We start from the raw sequence: 17,988 nt of genomic DNA, 5'->3' as shown, positions 1-17,988 counted from the left end.
GTTACTCGGCCTTCTCCGTCTCGCCGGCCTGGGCCTGGTTCAGTTCAACTCGGCCCCCAGCCGCTTCCACGGCGCGGATAGCTGAGGCGCTGGCAGCGTCCACACGGACGGTCACAGCACGGCTCAACTCACCGCTGCCCAGCAGCTTGACAGGGCGGTTCTTGCGGCGCACCAGACCAGCTTGCTCCAGTGCAGCGCGGTCAAAGCTGTCGCCTTCCAGAGCGCTCAACTGGCTGAGGTTCACCACTTCGTAGGTGGTGCCCACGTTGTTAAACCCGCGCTTGGGCAGACGGCTGATCAGGGTGCTGCGGCCACCTTCAAAGAACAGGCCCTTGCCAGCGCCACTGCGGCTCTTTTGACCTTTGTGACCACGGCCAGCAGTCTTGTCGGTGCCGCCGGGACCACGGCCCACGCGCTTGCGGTTGCGGCGTGAACCGGGAGCGGGCTGCAGGTCATGCAGTTTCATGACTTTGCTCATTGCTGAACCTCCAGCAGATGTTCGACCTTGCGAATCATGCCGCGAATGGCAGGGGTGTCCTGCACTTCACGGGACTGACCAATCTTGCTCAGGCCCAGCGCTTTGACCGTATCCCGCTGTTCTTGCGGGCGGCCAATCACGCTGCGCTTCAGGGTAATTTTCACAGCGAGCCTCCAGTCAGGGGCGACACGCCTTCACCTTCCAGCAATTCACGGACCTGCTGCGGCGTGCGGAGCTTCTTCAAACCATCGAACACGGCATAAGCCACGTTGATCTGGTTGCGGCTGCCCAGTTCTTTGCTCAGCATGTCGGTGATGCCAGCCAGTTCAGCGATTGAGCGGGGTACAGTGCCTGCAATAACGCCGGTACCAGGAGCGGCACGCTTGAGCAGCACGCGGCTGGTGGTTCCTTCGCCCACGATATCGTGAGGAATGGTACCGCCGTCCACAGGAACAGTGATCATGTTCTTGCGGGCCACGGTCTTGGCTTTTTCAATAGCCACAGGCACTTCTTTGGCTTTACCGATACCCATACCCACGCGACCATTGCGGTCACCCAGGATCACCAGTGCGGCGAAGCGAAAGCGGCGGCCACCCTGGTAGGTTTTCGAGGTCCGGTTAACGAACAGCATCTTCTCTTCGAATTCGCTGTCCTGACGGTCATTGCGACGATTAAAAGTCAAGGCCACCCTCCCGCGCGGCATCAGCCAGCGCTTTGACGCGTCCGTGGTAGCGGTACTGACCACGGTCAAATGCGACTTGTTTGACGCCCTTGGCAGCGGCAGCCTCGGCCAGTGCCTTGCCAACAGCAGCGGCACGGTCAGTCTTGCTGCCCGCTGCGCTTTCTTTCAGGGCACCAGTCGAAGCAGCAGCCAGCGTGGTGCCACTTTTGTCGTCGATGATCTGGGCGTAGATGTGCTTGCTTGAGCGGTAGATGCTCAGGCGGGGACGTTCGCCCATAGCGATGCGCACCTTGCGGCGTGCGCGCAGCTTGCGGCGGGTTGCAGAAGTGTTGCTCATTATTTCGCTCCAGCCTTACCAGGTTTGAGGGGAATGTGTTCACCGAGGAAACGCACACCCTTGCCGTGATAAGCATCGGGCTTGCGGACGCGGCGCACGTTGGCGGCCACCTGACCGACCAGCTGCTTGTCAATGCCACTCACGTCAATCTTGGTGGGCTCAGGGACGGTAAAGGTCACGCCTTCAGGGGGATCAATCACAACCGGGTGGCTGTAGCCGATGGTCAGCTCCAGAGCCTTACCAGCCAGCTTGGCGCGGAAACCTACACCACGCAGCTCCAGGTTAATGGTGTAGCCTTCGCTTACACCCTGCACTGCGTTGGCGATCAGGCTGCGTGCCAGACCATGCTGGGCACGCTGTTCAGGCTTGTCATTGCTGCGCTCAATCAGCAGCTGCTCGCCTTCTTGCTTGACGGTCAGGCCCTGATGATAGGGAACCGTCAGTTCGCCCTTGGGACCCTTGGCTTTAAATACGCCGTTCTCGGCGCTCACCGTGACGCCATTGGGCACGGTAATGGGTTGTTTACCAATACGGGACATGCTGTCTCCTTCTGTTCAGTCCGGGATAAATCGTGAAGCGCTGCTTACCAGATCACGCAGATGACTTCGCCACCCACGCCTGCTTTGCGGGCTTCGCGGTCAGGCAGCAGACCTTTGCTGGTCGAAACCACAGCCAGACCCATGCCGTTACGAACACGGGGCAGACGGTCTGCACTGAGGTAAGCACGGCGACCAGGACGGCTTACGCGCTCAATATGCTTAATGACTTGTTCGCGGCGCTCACCATACTTCAGGCGCAGGCGCAGCACATCAAACTGCTGGCCTTCGGGGCGCATACGCTCCACCGAGGCGATATAGCCTTCTTTGACCAGCAGTTTTGCCAGCTGTTCTTTGAACTTGGACGCCGGCACATCTACGCTCTCTTTGTATCCGCGGGTTGCGTTGCGGATGCGCGTCAGCATGTCAGCAATAGGATCACTAACCATTATTCCTCCAGGGGCACCTCGCCCCAGGACAGAGGGAGCCAGGGAAGGCTCCCAGATTTTCCCAGGAAAAACGGCTCAAGATATCTGGCCGAAGTTTCTCTTGTTAGGGACATTTCCCAGAATCGGACGATCACCAGGCAATGCGCCTTGGTTCGTATCCGCCGGGACGGACACCAGCAGGATTACCAGCTGGCTTTGCGCACGCCGGGCAGTTCGCCGCGGTGGGCCATTTCACGCATCACGATGCGGCTGACGCCGAAGTGACGGATGTAGCCACGGGGGCGGCCAGTAAACTCGCAGCGGTTATGCAGGCGGGTTGGGCTGGCGTCACGGGGCAGCTGGCTCAGACCATAGTAGTCACCAGCGGCTTTCAGTTCAGCGCGCTTGGCGGCGTACTTGGCCACTTTCTGCTCGCGCTGCTTCTGCTTGGCAATTTTGCTCTTTTTAGCCATGTTTCTCTCTTCCTTTCTTCGGGTCTCTCAGGGCGGTTCTGGGCGGTGGCGGCTTAAGCAAACAGCACAGCCTCGGAACGGCAATAAGGAGTGCAGCCACGGAAGCTGCAACTCCTCACTCTACCCTACTCAGCAGAACTTGAAAAGATGCGGCAGACTTCCCTGGCCTTAGCGGCGGAAAGGCAGGCCCAGACCCTGAAGCAGAGCGCGGGCTTCTTCGTCGGTCTTGGCCGTCGTCACGATGGTGATGTCCATACCACGAGTACGGTCCACCATGTCATACGTGATCTCGGGGAAGATCAGCTGCTCTTTGATGCCCAGGTTGTAGTTCCCGCGGCCGTCAAAGGCGTTGGGGTTAATTCCCCGGAAATCGCGGATACGGGGCAGACCCACGTTAATCAGCTTGTCCAGGAACACCCACATGCGGTCACCGCGCAGCGTCACCTTGACACCGATGGGCATGCCCTGGCGCAGCTTGAAGTTCGAGATGCTCTTCTTGGCCTTGGTGATCACAGGCTTTTGCAGAGTGATCAGGGCCAATTCTTTGGCCGCTTTGTCAATGGCCTTGGAGTCATCGCGCGCAGCCGAACCCAGACCCTCATTGATCACAATCTTCTCAATGCGGGGTGCAGCCATCACGCTGGAGTAGCTGAACTGCTCAACCAGTGCAGGACGCACCTGGCTCTGGTACTTTTCTTTGAGTTGCAACATAGTTCCTCGTTTCGGGCGGACGGGTCGCCCAGGCCGCTCCTTCTAGGAGAGCGGCCCCATAGGTTTAGTCGATCACTTTGCCGCTGGCAGCTGCGACGCGGACCTTGCGGCCATCAACAATCTGCTTGCGGACACGGGTGGCTTTGCCGGTCTCGGGATCAACCAGCGCCACCTTGGAAGCATGCAGCGCGATTTCTTTTTCGACGCGGCCACCTTCAGGGTTGGCGAAGCTGGGCTTGACATGCTTGATGACGGTGTTTACACCTTCAACCAGCACTTTGTGATCGCGGGGCGAGGTCTCCAGCACTTTGCCGGTTGCACCCTTATGCTTGCCGCTCAGCACCACCACAGTGTCGCCCTTACGGACGTGCAGTTTGTTGTTGTGGTGCTCACCTGCTGCTTTGCGGGCCATTACAGCACCTCCGGAGCCAGGGAAACAATCTTCATAAAGCGGCGGTCACGGAGTTCACGGGCCACCGGGCCAAAGACGCGGGTGCCACGGGGTTCGCCGTTTTGGTTGATCACCACAGCGGCATTGCGGTCAAAGCGAATGGTGCTGCCATCGGCACGCTTGATGGCGTGGCTGGTGCGCACAACCACAGCCTTGACCACATCGCCGGCTTTTACGGCACCACGGGGAGCAGCGTCTTTCACGCTGGCCACGATGATGTCGCCCACCTGAGCGTAACGCTTGTTGCCACCACCACCGGTGGTCAGACCTTTGCCGCCGATCCCGGAGTTCAGCACACGGATGCACATCAGCTCACGGGCACCACTGTTGTCGGCCACGTCAAGACGGGTTTGAACCTGAATCATGCTTCGCCTCCCTGCTCAGCGGCGACTTCGGTTTCGGCCACGGTGGTTTCCATGCCACGGGGACGCTCGATCAAGCGAGTGACCTTCCAGGTCTTGCTCTTGCTGATCGGACGCACCGCGATGATCTCCACGCGGTCACCAATACGGTATTCGTTTTGCTCGTCGTGGGCAGCGTACTTCTTGCTGCGGGTCACCACTTTGCCGTACAGAGGGTGAGCGAAGCGGCGCTCCACTTTCACGCTCACCGTCTTGTCAGCCTTGTCACTGACCACGGTGCCCTGGAAGGTCTTTCTCAGGGCGATTTTCTTCTGTTCACTCATTGCTGACCTTCCTTGCGCTGACGCTCACCACGAATGGTGTTCAGCTGGGCCACTTCACGGCGCAGCTGGCTCACACGGTGAGGCTGGGGCAGGTTGCCCATCGAAGCCTGGAAGCGCAGTTCCATCAGCTCCTTCTTGCGGTTCTCGATTTCCTGATCGAAGTCGGTCAGCGCCAATTCACGCATATCACTGGGCTTCATCGTATACCTCGCGCTTGACCATCTTGGTCTTGATGGGCAGCTTGTGACCAGCCAGGCGGAAAGCTTCCTTGGCCTGAACTTCGGTCACGCCAGCCACTTCAAACATCACGCGGCCAGGCTTGACCACAGCCACCCAGAATTCCACGGCACCCTTACCTTTACCCATTCGGACTTCCAGGGGCTTTTTGGTGACGGGCTTATCGGGGAAAATTCGGATGTAGATCTTACCGCCACGGCGGAAGTGACGGCTCATCACGATACGGCAGGCTTCAATGTGGTTGGAGCGGATCCAACCGGGTTCCATGGCCACCAAGCCATAGTCCCCGAAGGCCACATAATCGCCGCCTTTGGCTTCACCGCGCATGCGGCCACGGAACTGCTTACGGTACTTGGTGCGCTTAGGAAGCAGCATTGGGTCCTCCTTGACGGCGGCGGGCAGTGGGACGGCGGCGACCACCAGCGGGACGCTCACCACGGCTGCGGCGTTCGCCACCTTCTTCGGTGTTTGCTGGACGGGCAGAGCGGCTCTGAGTTCCCTCAGTGCGGCCACCAATCACTTCACCATTGAACACCAGAACCTTGATGCCCAGCTGTCCATACGTTGTGCTGGCGGTTGCGGTGCCATAGTCAATGTCGGCGCGGAGGGTGTGCAGGGGCACGCGGCCTTCCAGCACCTTCTCAGTACGGGCCTGCTCGGCACCGCCCAGACGGCCAGACAGAATCACTTTGCAGCCACGGGCACCCGACTCCATCACACGCTGAGCGGCCTGTTTCATAGCGCGGCGAAAGGCAAAGCGGCGTTCGATCTGCTCAGCGATACGCAGGGCCACCAGAGGAGCACTGGTGTTGGGATTGGGAATTTCAGCGACGTTTACAGCCACGGTTCCAGCTTCCACCATGTTTTCGATCTGCTGGCGGATGGCCTTGATGCTCTCGCCGCCCTTACCGATCACGATACCGGGCTTGGCCGCGCTAATGATCACATTGATCTGCTGACCAGCACGCTCAATTTCGATGCGGGCAATACCGGCAGCCTGCAACTCTTTGTGCACCAGCTGACGAATCTTTTCGTCTTCGCGCAGCATCTGGCTGTAGTTCTTTTTGCCGGCATACCAGCGGCTGTTCCAGCCACGGGTCACGCCGAGGCGGAAGCCGTTGGGGTTGATTTTATTACCCATTAGTTGGCTCCTTTTTCGCCGACCACGATGGTGATGTGGCTGGTGCGCTTGCGGATGATGTTGGCGGCGCCGCGGGCCCGGGGAATCAGACGCTTCAGGGTCGGGCCAGCGTCCACGTACGCTTCTTTGATGAACAGCTGGTCTTCCAGCATGTCGTCATTGTGCAGGGCGTTGGCCTTGGCCGAGTTCAGCACCTTGCTGATGGGCTCACTGGCGATATGGGGCAAGAAGCGCAGGATGTCTTCGGCGTCACGGACGGACTTGCCACGAATCAGGTCTACGACCAGGCGCACTTTGCGGGGGCTCATGCGCACATACTTGGCGCGGGCAAAGCCGGGCTTACGCAGCTTGTGCTCCTGCTTGCGCTGCTTCTTGTTGCGGAATTCTGCGGTCTGGGTAGCGGTCATTTCCTCTTGCTCCCTTTGGCATTCTTATCGGCACCGTGACCACGGTAGTTACGGGTCGGAGCGAACTCGCCCAGCTTGTGACCGATCATTTGCTCGTTCACAAACACCGGGGTGTGCTGTTTGCCGTTGTGTACCGCAATGGTGTGACCGATCATTTCGGGCACAATGGTCGAGCGGCGGCTCCAGGTCTTGATGACTTTCTTGTCCTTGCGCTCGTTCTGGGCGTCCACCTTTTTCAGGAGGTGATCATCCACGAACGGGCCTTTTTTGAGGCTACGGGGCATTCTCTACCCTCCTTTACTTGCGGCCCTTACGGCGGCTGATGATGAAACGGTCGCTGTTCTTGCGCTTGCGGCGGGTCTTCAGACCCTTGGCAGGCTGGCCCCAGGGGCTGACAGGCACGCGGCCTGCGCTGGTGCGGCCTTCACCACCACCGTGAGGGTGGTCCACCGGGTTCATGGCGCTACCGCGTTGGTGGGGCTTGCGGCCCAGCCAACGGCTGCGTCCAGCTTTACCCAGAACGATGTTCTTGTGCTCGGCATTGCCCACAGCACCGATGGTGGCGTAGCACTCCGAGTGAACGCGGCGCAGTTCGCCGCTAGGCAGACGCAGGATGACGTAATCGCCTTCCTTGCCCTGAACCTGCACGCTGGTACCAGCGCTGCGGGCCATCTGTGCACCTTTGCCAGGTACCAGTTCCACAGCGTGAACCACAGCACCCACAGGCACAAAGCGCAGGGGCAGGGCATTGCCCAGCTTGGGTTCGGCTTCGGGGCCAGCGTTGACCTTCTGGCCGACCTTCATGCCTTCGGGAGCCAGGATGTAACGCTTAACGCCATCGGCGTAGTGCAGCAGAGCAATACGGGCACTGCGGTTGGGATCGTACTCAATCGCAGCCACACTGGCGCTCACGCCTGCTTTGTCACGGCGCTTGAAGTCAATAATGCGGTACAGACGCTTGTGTCCACCACCGATAAAACGGCTGGTGATCCGGCCACGGTTGTTGCGGCCACCGGTCTTGTGCAGGGGCTCGGTCAGGGCCTTTTCGGGACGCTTCTTGGTCAGACCCGAAAAGTCAGCCGTGGTCATCTGACGGCGACTGGGGGTATAGGGACGGTACTTCTTAATAGCCATGCTAAATCTCCTTAGACCAGTCCTTCGAGGGCTTCGATCTTCTGGCCATCGGCGAGACGAACCACGGCCTTCTTACGGTCATTGCGCTGGCCCATAAAGCGGCCCACACGCTTGCGCTTGCCGCGCACGTTCATGGTGCTGATTCCAGTCACCTGCACACCGAACGCCTTTTGGATGGCGTCACGGATTTCGGGCTTGGTGGCCTTGGGGGACACCCAGAACGAATACACGCCCTTTTCCATGCCAGCAAAAGCCTTTTCACTGACCACAGGGGCCTGAATAATGTCGTAGTGGCTCACTGCTGGGCCTCCTCTTGCAGTTCCTGAGCAGGCTCCAGAGCGACAGCGTCAATCACCAGGCGGTCATGACGCAGGATGTCGTAGGTGTTCAGTCCAGCCACCGGCAGGGCAGTCACCCAGGACACGTTGCGGGCACTGCGCAGGACATTCTCGTCATCGGTGACGATCAGCACTTTTTCGGTGCCGTCCATGCCATTGTCCTTGGCCCACTTCACAAAGCTCTTGGTTTTGCCGTCCAGGTCATAGCCATCCACAGCGGTCAGCATGCCAGCGGCCTGACGGTCTGCCAGGGCCATAGCCAGACCCAGCTGACGCACCTTGCGGGGCAGGGTGTAGCTGTAGTCACGGGGCTTGGGTCCAAAGGCCACGCCACCACCTACGAAGGTCGGCACAGTCCGGTCACCGTGACGCGCGTTACCAGTACCCTTTTGGGAGTACATCTTGCGGCCAGTGCGGGCCACTTGGGCGCGGGTCTTGGTGCTGGCGGTGCCGCGGCGGCGGCCAGCCAGCTGCCAGGTCACGACTTCGTGCAGCACATGAGGGTTTACTTCTGGCAGTTCCAGCTCGATAGAGCGGCCACCATTTTTACCAACAACTTGAATCTGAGCCATTACTGGCCTCCCTTAACGGCACCGCGCAGGATCACCAGGCCGCCATTGGCTCCAGGCACTGCGCCCTTGACCAGGATCAGGTTCTCGTCGGGGCGCACTTCCACCACTTCCAGGTTCTGGACAGTGACGCGCTCGTCACCCATGTGGCCGGCCATCTTCTTGCCTTTATACACGCGGCCAGGGGTCTTACGCTGACCGATCGAACCGGGACGGCGGTGCCATTTCTTAGCACCGTGGCTGGCAGGACCACCGGCAAAGTTCCAGCGCTTCATCACGCCTTGGAAGCCTTTACCCTTGCTGGTGCCAGTCACGTCAATCTTCTCGCCTTCACCAAACACATCCACGCGCACTTCGTCGCCCTCGGGGCTGAAGTCACGGAACTCGCGCAGGTAACGCACGGGGCTGATGTCACCTTTTTTCAGGTGACCCAGCTGAGGCTTGTTCAGGCCTTTTTCCTTGCGGTCGCCGAAGCCGATCTGCACGGCTTCATAGCCGTCCACTTCGTTGGTCTTGCGCTGCACAACAGGGCAAGGACCAGCCAGAATCACAGTTACGGGCACAGCGCGGTCATCTTTCCAGATTTGCGTCATGCCAATCTTGGTGCCGAGGATGCCTTTCATGCGCCGCCTCCAACAGTCTTGATTTCAATGTCCACGCCGGTGGGCAGGTCCAAAGTCATCAGGCTATCAATGGTCTTTTTGGTGGGGTTCTTGATGTCCACCAGGCGGTTGTGGGTGCGGATTTCGAAGTGCTCGCGGGAGTCTTTGTACTTAAAAGGACTACGCAGCACAGTGAAACGGCGGATACGGGTGGGCAGGGGCACAGGGCCACTGACGTCTGCGCCGGTGCGGCGAACCGTGTCCACGATCTTGCTGGCGGACTGGTCCAGCGCACGGTGGTCAAAGCCGCGCAGTTTGATACGAATCTTGGGAGCTACCATTCTCTACACCGCTTCCTTACTTGATGACCTTGGTGACAACGCCAGCGCCGACGGTACGGCCACCTTCGCGGATCGCGAAGCGCAGGCCTTCTTCCATGGCGATGGGTTTGATCAGCTCCACGGTGAATTCGACGTTATCGCCGGGCATCACCATTTCCACGCCTTCTTTCAGTTCCACCACGCCGGTCACGTCCGTGGTCCGGAAGTAGAACTGGGGACGGTATCCACCGAAGAAAGCGCTGTGACGGCCACCTTCGTCCTTGCTCAGCACGTACACGCTGGCTTCGAACTGGGTGTGGGGGGTGATGCTACCGGGCTTGGCCAGCACCTGACCACGTTCCACGTCTTCACGGCTCACGCCACGCAGCAGCACGCCCACGTTGTCGCCGGCCATACCGCTGTCCAGCAGCTTGCGGTGCATTTCCACGCCGGTCACAGTGGTCTTCTTGGTATCGGTCAGACCCACGATTTCCACTTCGTCACCGACCTTCACGATGCCGCGTTCCACGCGGCCCGTCGCCACAGTGCCACGACCCGTGATGGTGAACACGTCTTCGACGGGCATCAGGAAGGCTTTGTCGGTGTCACGCTCAGGGGTGGGGATGTAGGAGTCAACGGCGTCCAGCAGTTCCCAGATACGGTCAACCCACTCGTCTTCGCCGCGGGCGGTCTTGGGGTTGGCCTGCAAGGCTTCGAGGGCCTTGAGGGCGCTGCCCTTGACGATGGGCAGATCGTCGCCGGGGAATTCGTAGTTGCTGAGCAGCTCGCGAACTTCCATTTCGACCAGCTCGAGCAGTTCTTCGTCGTCGACCATGTCCACTTTGTTCATGAAGACAACGATGTAGGGCACACCGACCTGACGGGCGAGCAGGATGTGCTCACGGGTCTGGGGCATGGGGCCGTCAGCGGAGCTGACGACCAGGATCGCGCCGTCCATCTGGGCAGCACCGGTGATCATGTTTTTGACGTAGTCAGCGTGACCGGGGCAGTCCACGTGGGAGTAGTGACGGCCTTCGGTGTTGTATTCAACGTGGCTGGTGTTGATGGTGATGCCACGGGCCTTTTCTTCGGGGGCCTTGTCGATCTGGTCGTAGGCCAGGGTTTCGACGGTGTCATCCATCGCAGCAGCGGTGAAAGTGATGGCCGCGGTCAGGGTGGTCTTGCCGTGGTCAACGTGTCCGATGGTGCCCACGTTCACGTGGGGCTTGGTGCGTTCAAACGTACCTTTTGCCATGATTACTCTCCTCCAAGCGGTGGCACACACAAAAATGACCCTTTGATCGGGTTTGCCAGAAAAGGCAGCTGCCTTCTAGGTTTTGTGGCCCACATTGGGTTGATTCTCGCCGAGCGGCAGTGTCCCGCCTGCTGGCAACGCTACGCAGCAATGTGCGTACCGACGTAAAAGTCTAGCCGATCTGCCTGCTTCCGGCAAGGCATGTCAGTGGTGGCAATGCCCCAGAGCTCGCTCAGGGCAAAACATTAAAGGTTCGGTTAAGAAAACGTGACTTTATCCGACGTAAGCAAACGGTACGCGGGAGACAGAGAGCTGTTTTCGGCAGCGCAGCTTTGCAAGGTCGGGGGTGAAACAGCCAGAAGCACCCAGCATCACGCCCTCCTCCAGGTGCTCACCGTGCCACATTCAGTGCGCCTGCGGAAAGGTAGGCATCTTTCAAATGTTCTAGAAGTCAGCCAGTTCTTCACGGTGCCAGCTGCCGCCTTCGCTGACTGGCAATCCTTCGCCGCTGATGAGCTGACGGAGGCGGTCTAGCGCCACGTTGATGCTGGGGCCTTCGCCGTACATCTTGCAAGCGGAAGGAGTAATAAGAATTTCCGCGCCACGCTCGCCCTGTGAGGCGCGAATCAGGATGCCGCTGGGCGTTTCCTCGCGTTCAACCGTGACTGACGCGGGCAGACCTTCACGCTGGGCCATTTCTTTCAGATTCATGCTTGCTACTATGCCGCGCCCCTTGCCGTAGCGTAAGAGGATGACGCTGTTTGACCCACCGGCTCCCCTGGCTGAACGCCTGCGCCCCCATACCGTGGCCGAGGTGGTCGGGCAAACCCACCTGCTGGGAGGCGGCAAACCGCTCACCCGCTTGCTGGCGTCGGGCCGCTTGCCGTCCCTGATCTTGTGGGGGCCACCAGGGGTGGGCAAAACGACGCTGGCCCGGCTGGTGGCCGGAGAGGTGGGCGCGCACTTTATTCAGCTCTCAGCAGTGAGCGCAGGTGTCAAGGACGTGCGTGAAGCAGTGGTCGAAGCCCAGGCCCGGCGCGCACGCGGTCAAAAGACCGTGCTGTTTCTGGATGAAATTCACCGCTTCAACAAAGCCCAGCAAGACGCGCTGCTGCCGCACGTGGAGTCGGGTCTGCTCACCCTGATCGGGGCAACCACCGAAAATCCCAGCTTTGAAGTGAACCCGGCGCTACGTTCACGGGCGCGGACACTGGTACTGGAGCCGCTCAGTCGGGATGACATCCAGGCGCTGATAACGCGGGCCCTAACCGACCCGCGTGGGCTGGAAGGCGTGAGTATAGAACCCGCAGCCCTGGAGCTGCTGGCCCGCTTGGCCGACGGGGACGGACGGCGGGCGCTGGGCACCCTGGAAGCGGCGGCAGTCCTCGCCAACCCTGTGACCGAAGAGGCCGTGACCGAGGCCTTCGGCAAACACCTGCCTGCCATGGACAAGGGCGGCGAGGACTTCTACAACCTGATTTCAGCGCTGCACAAATCGGTGCGGGGCAGCCATGTGGACGCTTCGCTGTACTGGCTGGCGCGGATGTTGGAAGGTGGAGCCGACCCGCTGTACGTGGCGCGGCGCATCGTGCGGATTGCGGCTGAGGACGTGGGTCTGGCCGATCCCCAGGCCCTGCGGCTGGCTGTCGCCGCCCGTGATACGGCCGAATTCCTGGGCCGCCCGGAAGGTGATCTGGCCCTGGCTCAGGCGGTGGTCTACCTGGCTCTGGCTCCCAAGAGCAACAGCGTCTATACCGCCTGGAAACGGGTTGTCCGCGCCGTGCAGGAGGGCGAAACGCTTCCCGTCCCGCTACATCTGCGTAACGCTCCCACCGAACTGATGAAAGGCCAGGGCTACGGCAAAGGCTACGCTTACTACTTCGACGACCCGGCAGGCTCATTTGCACAGGGTTATCTGCCAGAGGGCGCCAGCCTGGACCTGTACCGCCCCGGCAGCGAAGGCTGGGAAGGCCGCGTGCAGGAGCGCTGGCGCAAGCTGCGCGAAGCACACGGAGAAGGCGAAGAGGATATGGGGAACTGAGCGGCACTGGCCCCAGATGGAAGCGGCCCTGGGCACAGCAAAACCCCCACCGGATGGCAGGGGCTGTGGGCCAGCGTCAGCGTCAGGGCTATGGAAGTGAATGTGAGAGAAAAAGGTGCTGATGTGCGCCGTGCTGGGAAAAACGGTAAAAGGATGACTGTCCCCCCAGTCGCATGAGTGCGGCTTGACCTCCGCCAGGCTTAGCCCTCGCCCGCTGGGGCGCTGGCCCACAGGGGCAGTATAGGGCGCAGCCCCTAGCCTTCTTGCAGGTCGGTCAGCCAGTTGGCCTGCTGCAAGGCGGTGTCCAGCTCGCGGCGGACCTTGGCAAGAGCGTCAATCTGGCGCTGCAACTCGGGGATATTCACAGCAGACACCCAGCGGATTTCACTGCCGCCGAAACGCTGCTGCTGCACCGAAGCACTTTCGGCAGTCTGGCGCAGCAGGTTGAGGCGTCCATCCAGCAGGTCACGCTCGGTAAGTGCCTGGGTGAGCGTGCGGCCATCGGCCAGCCGGGTCGTGAGGTTGGTCAGGTGAATGGCGGGAATCAGTCGCCCCAGCTGCGCGGTCAGCTCGGCATGTTCGGCCAGCAGCGCTGACGGGTCTTCGGCGGGAGCGTCACCTTCTTGCACCAGCACATTCTGGCCCAGGCGGGCGGCCACCTGAGCCAGGCGCTTTTGCAAGTCTGTGCGGAGAATCAGGGCTTCGGCCAGTTTCATGGTGGGCAGTCTACCGCCTGACTCCTGCCCCGTAGGATGTCAGCCGGTGTTGCGCACTCCCGCCGAAATCCCCTGCAAGGTCAGCATCAGCGCATGCTCGTAGCGGTCCAGGCCACCTTCCTCGGTGCGGGCGCGGCGCAGCAGTTCAATCTGGATGCGGTGAATAGGGTCCACATAGGGGTTACGCAGCAGGATGCTCTGGGCCAGCCGGGGCTCCTGCGAGAGCAGCTCGCCGCCCACCACCTCACTGACCAGGGCAGCGGTATCGCAGTAAGCCTCCTCAATCACTGCGGCCAGCGCCTGTGCGCCAGCCAGGATTTCGGACGTATCGGTCCCGGCCAGCGCGGCATACTCGCGGAAGATGCTGGGGTCAGTCTTGGCGAGGCTCATCTGGGCGTTGTCTAGCACAGCGCGGAAAAAAGGCCACTCGGCGTACATCTGCCGCGCTTGCTCGGTCCCGATTTCACGTAGGCCAATGCTCAGTCCATACCAACCGGGCAAATTGGCGCGGGTTTGGGTCCAACTCATCACCCAGGGAATGGCCCGCAGATTGCTCAGGGTGGGGCTACCGGGCCGGCGCACCGGGCGGCTGGCGATGTTCAGGCGGCTGATCTCATGGATGGGCGTGACATGCTCAAAAAAGGGCAAAAAGGCCGGGTCGTGGACAAAGGCGCGGTAGGCCGTCGCTGCGGCGTGGGCTGCCCGGTCCAGGGCGTCCATCCAGGCGGCGGGCGGGTCCTGGGGCGGGCGAGCTGCGGCCACAATCATGCCGTACAGCGCTTGCTCCAGGTTGCGGTGGGCCAGCACCGGGTGGCTGTACTTGTCGGCCAGGGCTTCTCCCTGCTCAGTGATGCGTAGTCCGGCGTCAATGGTCCCTGCGGGCTGGCCCAGAATGGCGCGGCTGGCCGGACCGCCCCCACGCCCGATAGAGGTGCCGCGCCCGTGAAAAAAGCGCCAGCGCACGCCCGCTTCCCGGCACACCGCACTGATTCGGCGCTGGGCCTCGTGCAGCGCCCAGTTGGCCGCCAGGAACCCTGCGTCCTTGTTGGAATCCGAGTAGCCCAGCATGATCTCCTGCACATCCCCGCCCAGGTGGGTGCGGTACTCCGGCAGCGCCAGCAGCCGCGCCACGATGTCTGGGGCGCGCTCCAGGTCATCCAGCGTTTCAAACAGCGGGACCGGCAGGACGCGGAACCCCACCTCGCGGGCCAGCAGCAATGGCTCAAGCACGTCACTCACACTTTCGGACATGGAAATCACGTAATGGCCGAAGGATGCTGGGCCAACCTCACGTGCTGCCGCCTGCACCTCACGGATGGGCCCGATGGCCGTTTCGAGCGTCTCGGTCAGAGGCTCCCCTGCTGGCCACAGCGGGCGGCGCGAACGCAACTCGCTGCTGAGCAGCGTCAGCTTGGCGTCCTCGTCCAGGGCCAGATAATCATCCACCACTCCGGCTGCCTGGAGCAGCTCGGCCACAGCCTTGCCCGTCTGGCCGGAATGCTCACGGATGTCCAAGCTGACCAGGTGCTGCCCGAAAATGCGGGCCAGGGTCAGCGGGGGAAGCAGCAGTTGCTCGGCAGTGCGCCGCTGACCATCTCTTAGCAGCTGGCCGTACAGCTCACTGAGACGGGCGTAGAGGTCCACTGCCTCGCCGCGCTGCACCGCCTGGAACAGCGCCAGCACCTCACGGCGGTAAGTAGGCTGGTCTGCACCGGCCTTCAAATTCCCCTTGGCCTCCACATCGTCACTGATCTCCAAGTCCTCTTGGCTTACGTCTGCATAGGCGCGGCGTAGGGCCGCCGCCACCAACTCGCGCGCCCGATCACGGTGCAGCGTCAGCGCCGCGCGGGTGGCCTGCGGCGTCACGAAGGGGTTGCCGTCGCGGTCACCCCCCATCCACGAACTGAAGCGCAGGGGCAGCTGGGTCGAGACACCAGCGGCTCCATCACCGCCGTACACCGTCTCAAAAGCGCGGGCCAGATCACGCTCCAGCACCGGCAAGGCCAGAGCAATAGACGAGATATAGGTCAGGCCAGCTTTGACCTCATCGGCCACCGTGGGCTTGATCCGGCGCAGCTCTGGCGTGCCCCACAGGGCTTCAATATGGGCCAATACCCGCTCCTGAGCTTCCGTCTCTTCCAGCTGGGGTATCTGCGCCGCCACCTCTACCAGATGCTGGCGGACGGTGCGCCGGCGCATCTCGGTGGGGTGGGCGGTAAAGGTCAGTTCCAGCTGTAGAGAAAAGAGGAGGTCACGGGCTTCATCCGCACTGAGGCCCTGGCGGCGCAGCTCCTCAACCGCCTGCAACAAACTCTGCGGACGGACACCCTGACGCTCACGCAATGCGCGGACCCGCTCATACTCTTCGGCCAGATTGACCAGCTGAAAGTACCAGCTGAACGCCCGGGCCAGGTTGGAGGCGTCTGCTTGGCTCAGGCCGCGCAGCAGCTGATTCAGTTCGGCAGGGTCGCCTCCTGAACGCACGCCGCGCACCAGGGCGCGGGTCCGCTCAACCAGCTCAAAGAAAGCTTCGCCCTCCTGCTCACGCAGCACCTGGCCCAGCAAGCGGCCCAGCGTACTCACATCACGGTTCAGTGCCATGTCTTCTCCCCTTCGCTTCCGGTATTCCGGCTTTGGCCCCGGCAGCCCTTTCCAGCGGCTGACCGGCTGGCTTCCCTTCTTCTGTTATCACATCCGGCTTCTGTTATCACTGGCTGGGTACGGCAGCGTTACAAGCCCGCTGCGTTCAGCTAGAGGGTCCAGCACAGTACAATAGGCCAGCTTGTGCTGAGCCTGACCGGCGCTGGCCCTATCCTCCCTATGAACAGCGCCTTTTTTCTTCGCTTCCGCAAGCTGAGGCTTGGCCGCTTCAGCCCAGCCCAGTTGATTGCCCTGACCTTTGGTGGGGCAATTTTGGCCGGCACCTTGCTGCTGTGGTCACCCCTGAGTCATGAAGCGGGGCAGACTGTCAGCTTCTTGCAGGCGTTCTTTATGGCGACCAGTGCCGTGTGCGTGACTGGCCTGGCCGTGGTGGACCCCGGCAGCACCTTTTCGCCGTTCGGTGAAGCGGTCTTGCTGCTGCTGGTGCAGTTCGGTGGACTGGGGCTGATTACGGTGGGCACCATGACCGCGCTGCTGCTGCGCCGCCGGGTGGGGGTCCGCAGCCGCCTGAACGCCGCCCAGCAGGTCAACGCTTCCCGCCTGGGCGAAGCGCCCGCGCTGGTCCGCACGGTGGTGCTGAGTGCCCTGGCCATCGAGCTGGCCGGCGCTCTGTTGTTGGCTCCCGACTTCATCCCCCGTGAAGGACTGGAGCGGGGGCTGTATTTCGCGCTGTTTCACTCGGTCAGCGCCTTCAACAATGCCGGATTTAGCCTCTATCCCACTGGCCTGCTCGGCTTGGTAGGCGACCCCTGGATCAACCTGGTCATTCCGCTGCTGATCATCCTGGGGGGTATGGGCTTTTTGGTGCAGATGAATGTGATTGCCTGGCTGCGTGACCGCCGCAATCAGCTGAGCACCAACACCCGCATTTCACTCACGATGATGTTTTTCCTGCTGCTGAGCGCCCCGGTGCTGTTTGGGATGATGGAGTGGAACAATCCGGCCACACTGGGCAACCTCCCACTGCACGAAAAGCTGCTGGCGTCCTGGTTCCAGGGAGTCACGCCACGCACCGCCGGATTCAATACTCTGGATTACGCGCAAATGACCTTCGCTGGCCTTTTTTATTCCATGCTGCTGATGCTGATCGGGGGCAATTCCGGCTCGACTGCTGGGGGCATCAAGACCAACACCGTCTTTGTGATGGTGGTCAGCGCGTGGTCGCTGATTCGGGGGCGCAAGGACGCCGTGGTTTTTGACCGGCGGCTGGGCACCGATATTATTCTGCGGGCCATGAGCGTGGGCCTGCTCAGCCTGATGATGCTGGCCGCAGGTATTTTGCTGCTGCTGCTGTTCAACACGGGCAGCGAACTGAAATTTATTCAGCTGGTTTTTGAGGCGGTCAGTGCATTTGCAACCGTAGGTCTAAGCATGAATGCCACTGCTCTGCTGAACCCCGCTCAGGAAATGGTGATCATCGCCCTGATGTTCCTGGGACGCATCGGGCCGCTGACCCTGGCGGTGGCCTTTGCCCAGCGCGAATTGCCGCCACCTGTGCGCTACCCCGAAACCAGCGATGTGCTGATCGGCTAAGCCACTTGCTGTTCAGGGGTTGATGGCGAGGCGGTGCCGACCAGCCTCGCCTAATTTTTTTGCTTGATATGGGGAGAGTCCGAAACAGACGCTTCAGCGCTGCCCTGAAGCCACTCTCCTTATTTCCTGTCCTACCCAACATTTTGCCCTCTCTCCAAGCATGACGGCCCACTTTACTCGCCCTTGTCAAGCGCGCGAGAAGCAACCTACTCTCAGCATTCTTTTAACGGTGCGTGTCCCCTGAACCCGCTAG

At 61.1% G+C, this 17,988-nt stretch carries 27 protein-coding genes; 2 read left to right on the top strand and 25 right to left on the bottom strand.

The features are described from left to right. Window position 1: 1 nt before the first annotated feature. From rplO to IE158_RS04145, 23 genes are all read right to left on the bottom strand, one after another. Window positions 2–466: a 50S ribosomal protein L15 gene (gene rplO / locus IE158_RS04255; protein WP_189642429.1), complete on the bottom strand. Its 465-nt coding sequence runs from the start codon at window positions 464–466 to the stop codon at window positions 2–4. Between the two features lie 8 nt (window positions 467–474). Beyond that, window positions 475–642 (bottom strand): 50S ribosomal protein L30, encoded by a 168-nt coding sequence (rpmD, locus tag IE158_RS04250; protein WP_013614191.1) that lies wholly within the window; start codon window positions 640–642, stop codon window positions 475–477. Further along, window positions 639–1,160, bottom strand: a complete 522-nt coding sequence (gene rpsE / locus IE158_RS04245) for a 30S ribosomal protein S5 (RefSeq protein ID WP_308430670.1) — start codon at window positions 1,158–1,160, stop codon at window positions 639–641. The genes rpmD and rpsE overlap by 4 nt, the downstream gene beginning before the upstream one ends. Beyond that, window positions 1,150–1,497, bottom strand: coding sequence for a 50S ribosomal protein L18 (gene rplR, locus IE158_RS04240; RefSeq protein WP_189642427.1), 348 nt, complete (start codon window positions 1,495–1,497; stop codon window positions 1,150–1,152). Before rplR ends, rpsE begins: the two co-directional genes overlap by 11 nt. Next, window positions 1,497–2,036 (bottom strand): 50S ribosomal protein L6, encoded by a 540-nt coding sequence (gene rplF / locus IE158_RS04235; protein WP_189642426.1) that lies wholly within the window; start codon window positions 2,034–2,036, stop codon window positions 1,497–1,499. The genes rplR and rplF overlap by 1 nt, the downstream gene beginning before the upstream one ends. A gap of 44 nt (window positions 2,037–2,080) precedes the next feature. Then, complete coding sequence (gene rpsH, locus IE158_RS04230) at window positions 2,081–2,482, bottom strand: 30S ribosomal protein S8 (RefSeq protein ID WP_189642425.1); 402 nt, start codon at window positions 2,480–2,482, stop codon at window positions 2,081–2,083. Window positions 2,483–2,664: 182 nt separating this feature from the next. Further along, window positions 2,665–2,934, bottom strand: a complete 270-nt coding sequence (gene rpsN, locus IE158_RS04225) for a 30S ribosomal protein S14 (protein WP_189642424.1) — start codon at window positions 2,932–2,934, stop codon at window positions 2,665–2,667. 168 nt (window positions 2,935–3,102) lie between these two features. Then, on the bottom strand, window positions 3,103–3,645 hold the full coding sequence (gene rplE / locus IE158_RS04220) for a 50S ribosomal protein L5 (RefSeq protein ID WP_189642423.1): 543 nt from the start codon (window positions 3,643–3,645) through the stop codon (window positions 3,103–3,105). Window positions 3,646–3,709: 64 nt separating this feature from the next. After that, a complete protein-coding gene (gene rplX, locus IE158_RS04215) occupies window positions 3,710–4,057 on the bottom strand; it encodes a 50S ribosomal protein L24 (RefSeq protein WP_373295824.1) in 348 nt (115 codons plus the stop codon). Continuing rightward, window positions 4,057–4,461: a 50S ribosomal protein L14 gene (gene rplN / locus IE158_RS04210; protein WP_013614183.1), complete on the bottom strand. Its 405-nt coding sequence runs from the start codon at window positions 4,459–4,461 to the stop codon at window positions 4,057–4,059. Before rplN ends, rplX begins: the two co-directional genes overlap by 1 nt. Then, window positions 4,458–4,757: a 30S ribosomal protein S17 gene (rpsQ, locus tag IE158_RS04205; RefSeq protein ID WP_308430671.1), complete on the bottom strand. Its 300-nt coding sequence runs from the start codon at window positions 4,755–4,757 to the stop codon at window positions 4,458–4,460. The genes rplN and rpsQ overlap by 4 nt, the downstream gene beginning before the upstream one ends. Window positions 4,758–4,777: 20 nt before the next feature. Beyond that, the gene (rpmC, locus tag IE158_RS04200) at window positions 4,778–4,981 is read right to left on the bottom strand and encodes a 50S ribosomal protein L29 (RefSeq protein ID WP_189642421.1); all 204 of its coding nucleotides are present in this window, start codon (window positions 4,979–4,981) and stop codon (window positions 4,778–4,780) included. After that, window positions 4,968–5,393: a 50S ribosomal protein L16 gene (gene rplP / locus IE158_RS04195; RefSeq protein WP_189642420.1), complete on the bottom strand. Its 426-nt coding sequence runs from the start codon at window positions 5,391–5,393 to the stop codon at window positions 4,968–4,970. The genes rpmC and rplP overlap by 14 nt, the downstream gene beginning before the upstream one ends. Then, the gene (gene rpsC / locus IE158_RS04190; protein WP_189642419.1) at window positions 5,380–6,159 is read right to left on the bottom strand and encodes a 30S ribosomal protein S3; all 780 of its coding nucleotides are present in this window, start codon (window positions 6,157–6,159) and stop codon (window positions 5,380–5,382) included. The genes rplP and rpsC overlap by 14 nt, the downstream gene beginning before the upstream one ends. Further along, window positions 6,159–6,566, bottom strand: coding sequence for a 50S ribosomal protein L22 (gene rplV, locus IE158_RS04185; protein WP_013614178.1), 408 nt, complete (start codon window positions 6,564–6,566; stop codon window positions 6,159–6,161). Before rplV ends, rpsC begins: the two co-directional genes overlap by 1 nt. After that, on the bottom strand, window positions 6,563–6,850 hold the full coding sequence (gene rpsS, locus IE158_RS04180; protein ID WP_013614177.1) for a 30S ribosomal protein S19: 288 nt from the start codon (window positions 6,848–6,850) through the stop codon (window positions 6,563–6,565). Before rpsS ends, rplV begins: the two co-directional genes overlap by 4 nt. Window positions 6,851–6,863: 13 nt before the next feature. Then, a complete protein-coding gene (gene rplB / locus IE158_RS04175) occupies window positions 6,864–7,700 on the bottom strand; it encodes a 50S ribosomal protein L2 (RefSeq protein ID WP_189642418.1) in 837 nt (278 codons plus the stop codon). An 11-nt stretch (window positions 7,701–7,711) separates the two neighbouring features. After that, window positions 7,712–7,999, bottom strand: a complete 288-nt coding sequence (locus IE158_RS04170; RefSeq protein WP_013614175.1) for a 50S ribosomal protein L23 — start codon at window positions 7,997–7,999, stop codon at window positions 7,712–7,714. Then, window positions 7,996–8,610, bottom strand: coding sequence for a 50S ribosomal protein L4 (rplD, locus tag IE158_RS04165; protein WP_189642417.1), 615 nt, complete (start codon window positions 8,608–8,610; stop codon window positions 7,996–7,998). The genes IE158_RS04170 and rplD overlap by 4 nt, the downstream gene beginning before the upstream one ends. Further along, on the bottom strand, window positions 8,610–9,230 hold the full coding sequence (gene rplC / locus IE158_RS04160; RefSeq protein WP_189642416.1) for a 50S ribosomal protein L3: 621 nt from the start codon (window positions 9,228–9,230) through the stop codon (window positions 8,610–8,612). The genes rplD and rplC overlap by 1 nt, the downstream gene beginning before the upstream one ends. Beyond that, complete coding sequence (gene rpsJ / locus IE158_RS04155) at window positions 9,227–9,550, bottom strand: 30S ribosomal protein S10 (RefSeq protein WP_189642415.1); 324 nt, start codon at window positions 9,548–9,550, stop codon at window positions 9,227–9,229. The genes rplC and rpsJ overlap by 4 nt, the downstream gene beginning before the upstream one ends. Before the next feature lie 16 nt (window positions 9,551–9,566). Continuing rightward, window positions 9,567–10,784 carry an elongation factor Tu gene (tuf, locus tag IE158_RS04150; protein ID WP_189642168.1) on the bottom strand — a complete coding sequence of 406 codons (1,218 nt, stop codon included), beginning with the start codon at window positions 10,782–10,784 and terminating at the stop codon, window positions 9,567–9,569. Between the two features lie 444 nt (window positions 10,785–11,228). Further along, complete coding sequence (locus IE158_RS04145; RefSeq protein WP_189642414.1) at window positions 11,229–11,495, bottom strand: hypothetical protein; 267 nt, start codon at window positions 11,493–11,495, stop codon at window positions 11,229–11,231. Between the two features lie 40 nt (window positions 11,496–11,535). Here IE158_RS04145 and IE158_RS04140 point away from each other — a divergent pair, with 40 nt between their 5' ends. Further along, complete coding sequence (locus tag IE158_RS04140) at window positions 11,536–12,825, top strand: replication-associated recombination protein A (RefSeq protein WP_189642413.1); 1,290 nt, start codon at window positions 11,536–11,538, stop codon at window positions 12,823–12,825. A 254-nt stretch (window positions 12,826–13,079) separates the two neighbouring features. Here the strand turns inward: IE158_RS04140 and IE158_RS04135 are convergent, their stop codons facing one another. Together IE158_RS04135 and IE158_RS04130 are read right to left on the bottom strand one after the other, a co-directional pair. After that, complete coding sequence (locus tag IE158_RS04135; RefSeq protein WP_189642412.1) at window positions 13,080–13,541, bottom strand: DIP1984 family protein; 462 nt, start codon at window positions 13,539–13,541, stop codon at window positions 13,080–13,082. Between the two features lie 39 nt (window positions 13,542–13,580). Next, entirely contained in the window at window positions 13,581–16,142 is a 2,562-nt protein-coding gene (locus IE158_RS04130; RefSeq protein ID WP_189642411.1) for a phosphoenolpyruvate carboxylase, read from the bottom strand. A gap of 183 nt (window positions 16,143–16,325) precedes the next feature. Between IE158_RS04130 and IE158_RS04125 the strand changes: the two genes are divergently transcribed. Then, window positions 16,326–17,735, top strand: a complete 1,410-nt coding sequence (locus IE158_RS04125; RefSeq protein ID WP_308430669.1) for a TrkH family potassium uptake protein — start codon at window positions 16,326–16,328, stop codon at window positions 17,733–17,735. The last annotated feature ends 253 nt before the right edge of the window (window positions 17,736–17,988 follow it).

The sequence above is a fragment of the Deinococcus piscis genome, from assembly GCF_014653275.1.
In the GTDB taxonomy this organism is placed as follows: Bacteria; Deinococcota; Deinococci; order Deinococcales; family Deinococcaceae; genus Deinococcus; species Deinococcus piscis.
This window is presented reverse-complemented; position numbering and strand designations above follow the sequence as displayed.

Bases quoted from the DNA above. Each gene is read 5' to 3' on its own strand.
- rplR (WP_189642427.1), bottom strand. From the start codon at position 1,497: ATGAGCAACACTTCTGCAACCCGCCGCAAGCTGCGCGCACGCCGCAAG.
- IE158_RS04140 (WP_189642413.1), top strand. From the start codon at position 11,536: ATGACGCTGTTTGACCCACCGGCTCCCCTGGCTGAACGCCTGCGCCCC.
- IE158_RS04135 (WP_189642412.1), bottom strand. From the start codon at position 13,541: ATGAAACTGGCCGAAGCCCTGATTCTCCGCACAGACTTGCAAAAGCGC.
- rplX (WP_373295824.1), bottom strand. From the start codon at position 4,057: ATGGCCCGCAAAGCAGCAGGTGAGCACCACAACAACAAACTGCACGTC.
- rplF (WP_189642426.1), bottom strand. From the start codon at position 2,036: ATGTCCCGTATTGGTAAACAACCCATTACCGTGCCCAATGGCGTCACG.
- rplN (WP_013614183.1), bottom strand. From the start codon at position 4,461: ATGATTCAGGTTCAAACCCGTCTTGACGTGGCCGACAACAGTGGTGCC.
- rpsH (WP_189642425.1), bottom strand. From the start codon at position 2,482: ATGGTTAGTGATCCTATTGCTGACATGCTGACGCGCATCCGCAACGCA.
- rpsN (WP_189642424.1), bottom strand. From the start codon at position 2,934: ATGGCTAAAAAGAGCAAAATTGCCAAGCAGAAGCAGCGCGAGCAGAAA.
- rpsC (WP_189642419.1), bottom strand. From the start codon at position 6,159: ATGGGTAATAAAATCAACCCCAACGGCTTCCGCCTCGGCGTGACCCGT.
- rpsS (WP_013614177.1), bottom strand. From the start codon at position 6,850: ATGCCCCGTAGCCTCAAAAAAGGCCCGTTCGTGGATGATCACCTCCTG.
- rplD (WP_189642417.1), bottom strand. From the start codon at position 8,610: ATGGCTCAGATTCAAGTTGTTGGTAAAAATGGTGGCCGCTCTATCGAG.
- rplE (WP_189642423.1), bottom strand. From the start codon at position 3,645: ATGTTGCAACTCAAAGAAAAGTACCAGAGCCAGGTGCGTCCTGCACTG.
- rplO (WP_189642429.1), bottom strand. From the start codon at position 466: ATGAAACTGCATGACCTGCAGCCCGCTCCCGGTTCACGCCGCAACCGC.
- rpsJ (WP_189642415.1), bottom strand. From the start codon at position 9,550: ATGGTAGCTCCCAAGATTCGTATCAAACTGCGCGGCTTTGACCACCGT.
- IE158_RS04130 (WP_189642411.1), bottom strand. From the start codon at position 16,142: ATGGCACTGAACCGTGATGTGAGTACGCTGGGCCGCTTGCTGGGCCAG.
- rplB (WP_189642418.1), bottom strand. From the start codon at position 7,700: ATGGCTATTAAGAAGTACCGTCCCTATACCCCCAGTCGCCGTCAGATG.
- rplC (WP_189642416.1), bottom strand. From the start codon at position 9,230: ATGAAAGGCATCCTCGGCACCAAGATTGGCATGACGCAAATCTGGAAA.
- rpmC (WP_189642421.1), bottom strand. From the start codon at position 4,981: ATGAAGCCCAGTGATATGCGTGAATTGGCGCTGACCGACTTCGATCAG.
- IE158_RS04145 (WP_189642414.1), bottom strand. From the start codon at position 11,495: ATGAATCTGAAAGAAATGGCCCAGCGTGAAGGTCTGCCCGCGTCAGTC.
- rplP (WP_189642420.1), bottom strand. From the start codon at position 5,393: ATGCTGCTTCCTAAGCGCACCAAGTACCGTAAGCAGTTCCGTGGCCGC.
- rplV (WP_013614178.1), bottom strand. From the start codon at position 6,566: ATGACCGCTACCCAGACCGCAGAATTCCGCAACAAGAAGCAGCGCAAG.
- tuf (WP_189642168.1), bottom strand. From the start codon at position 10,784: ATGGCAAAAGGTACGTTTGAACGCACCAAGCCCCACGTGAACGTGGGC.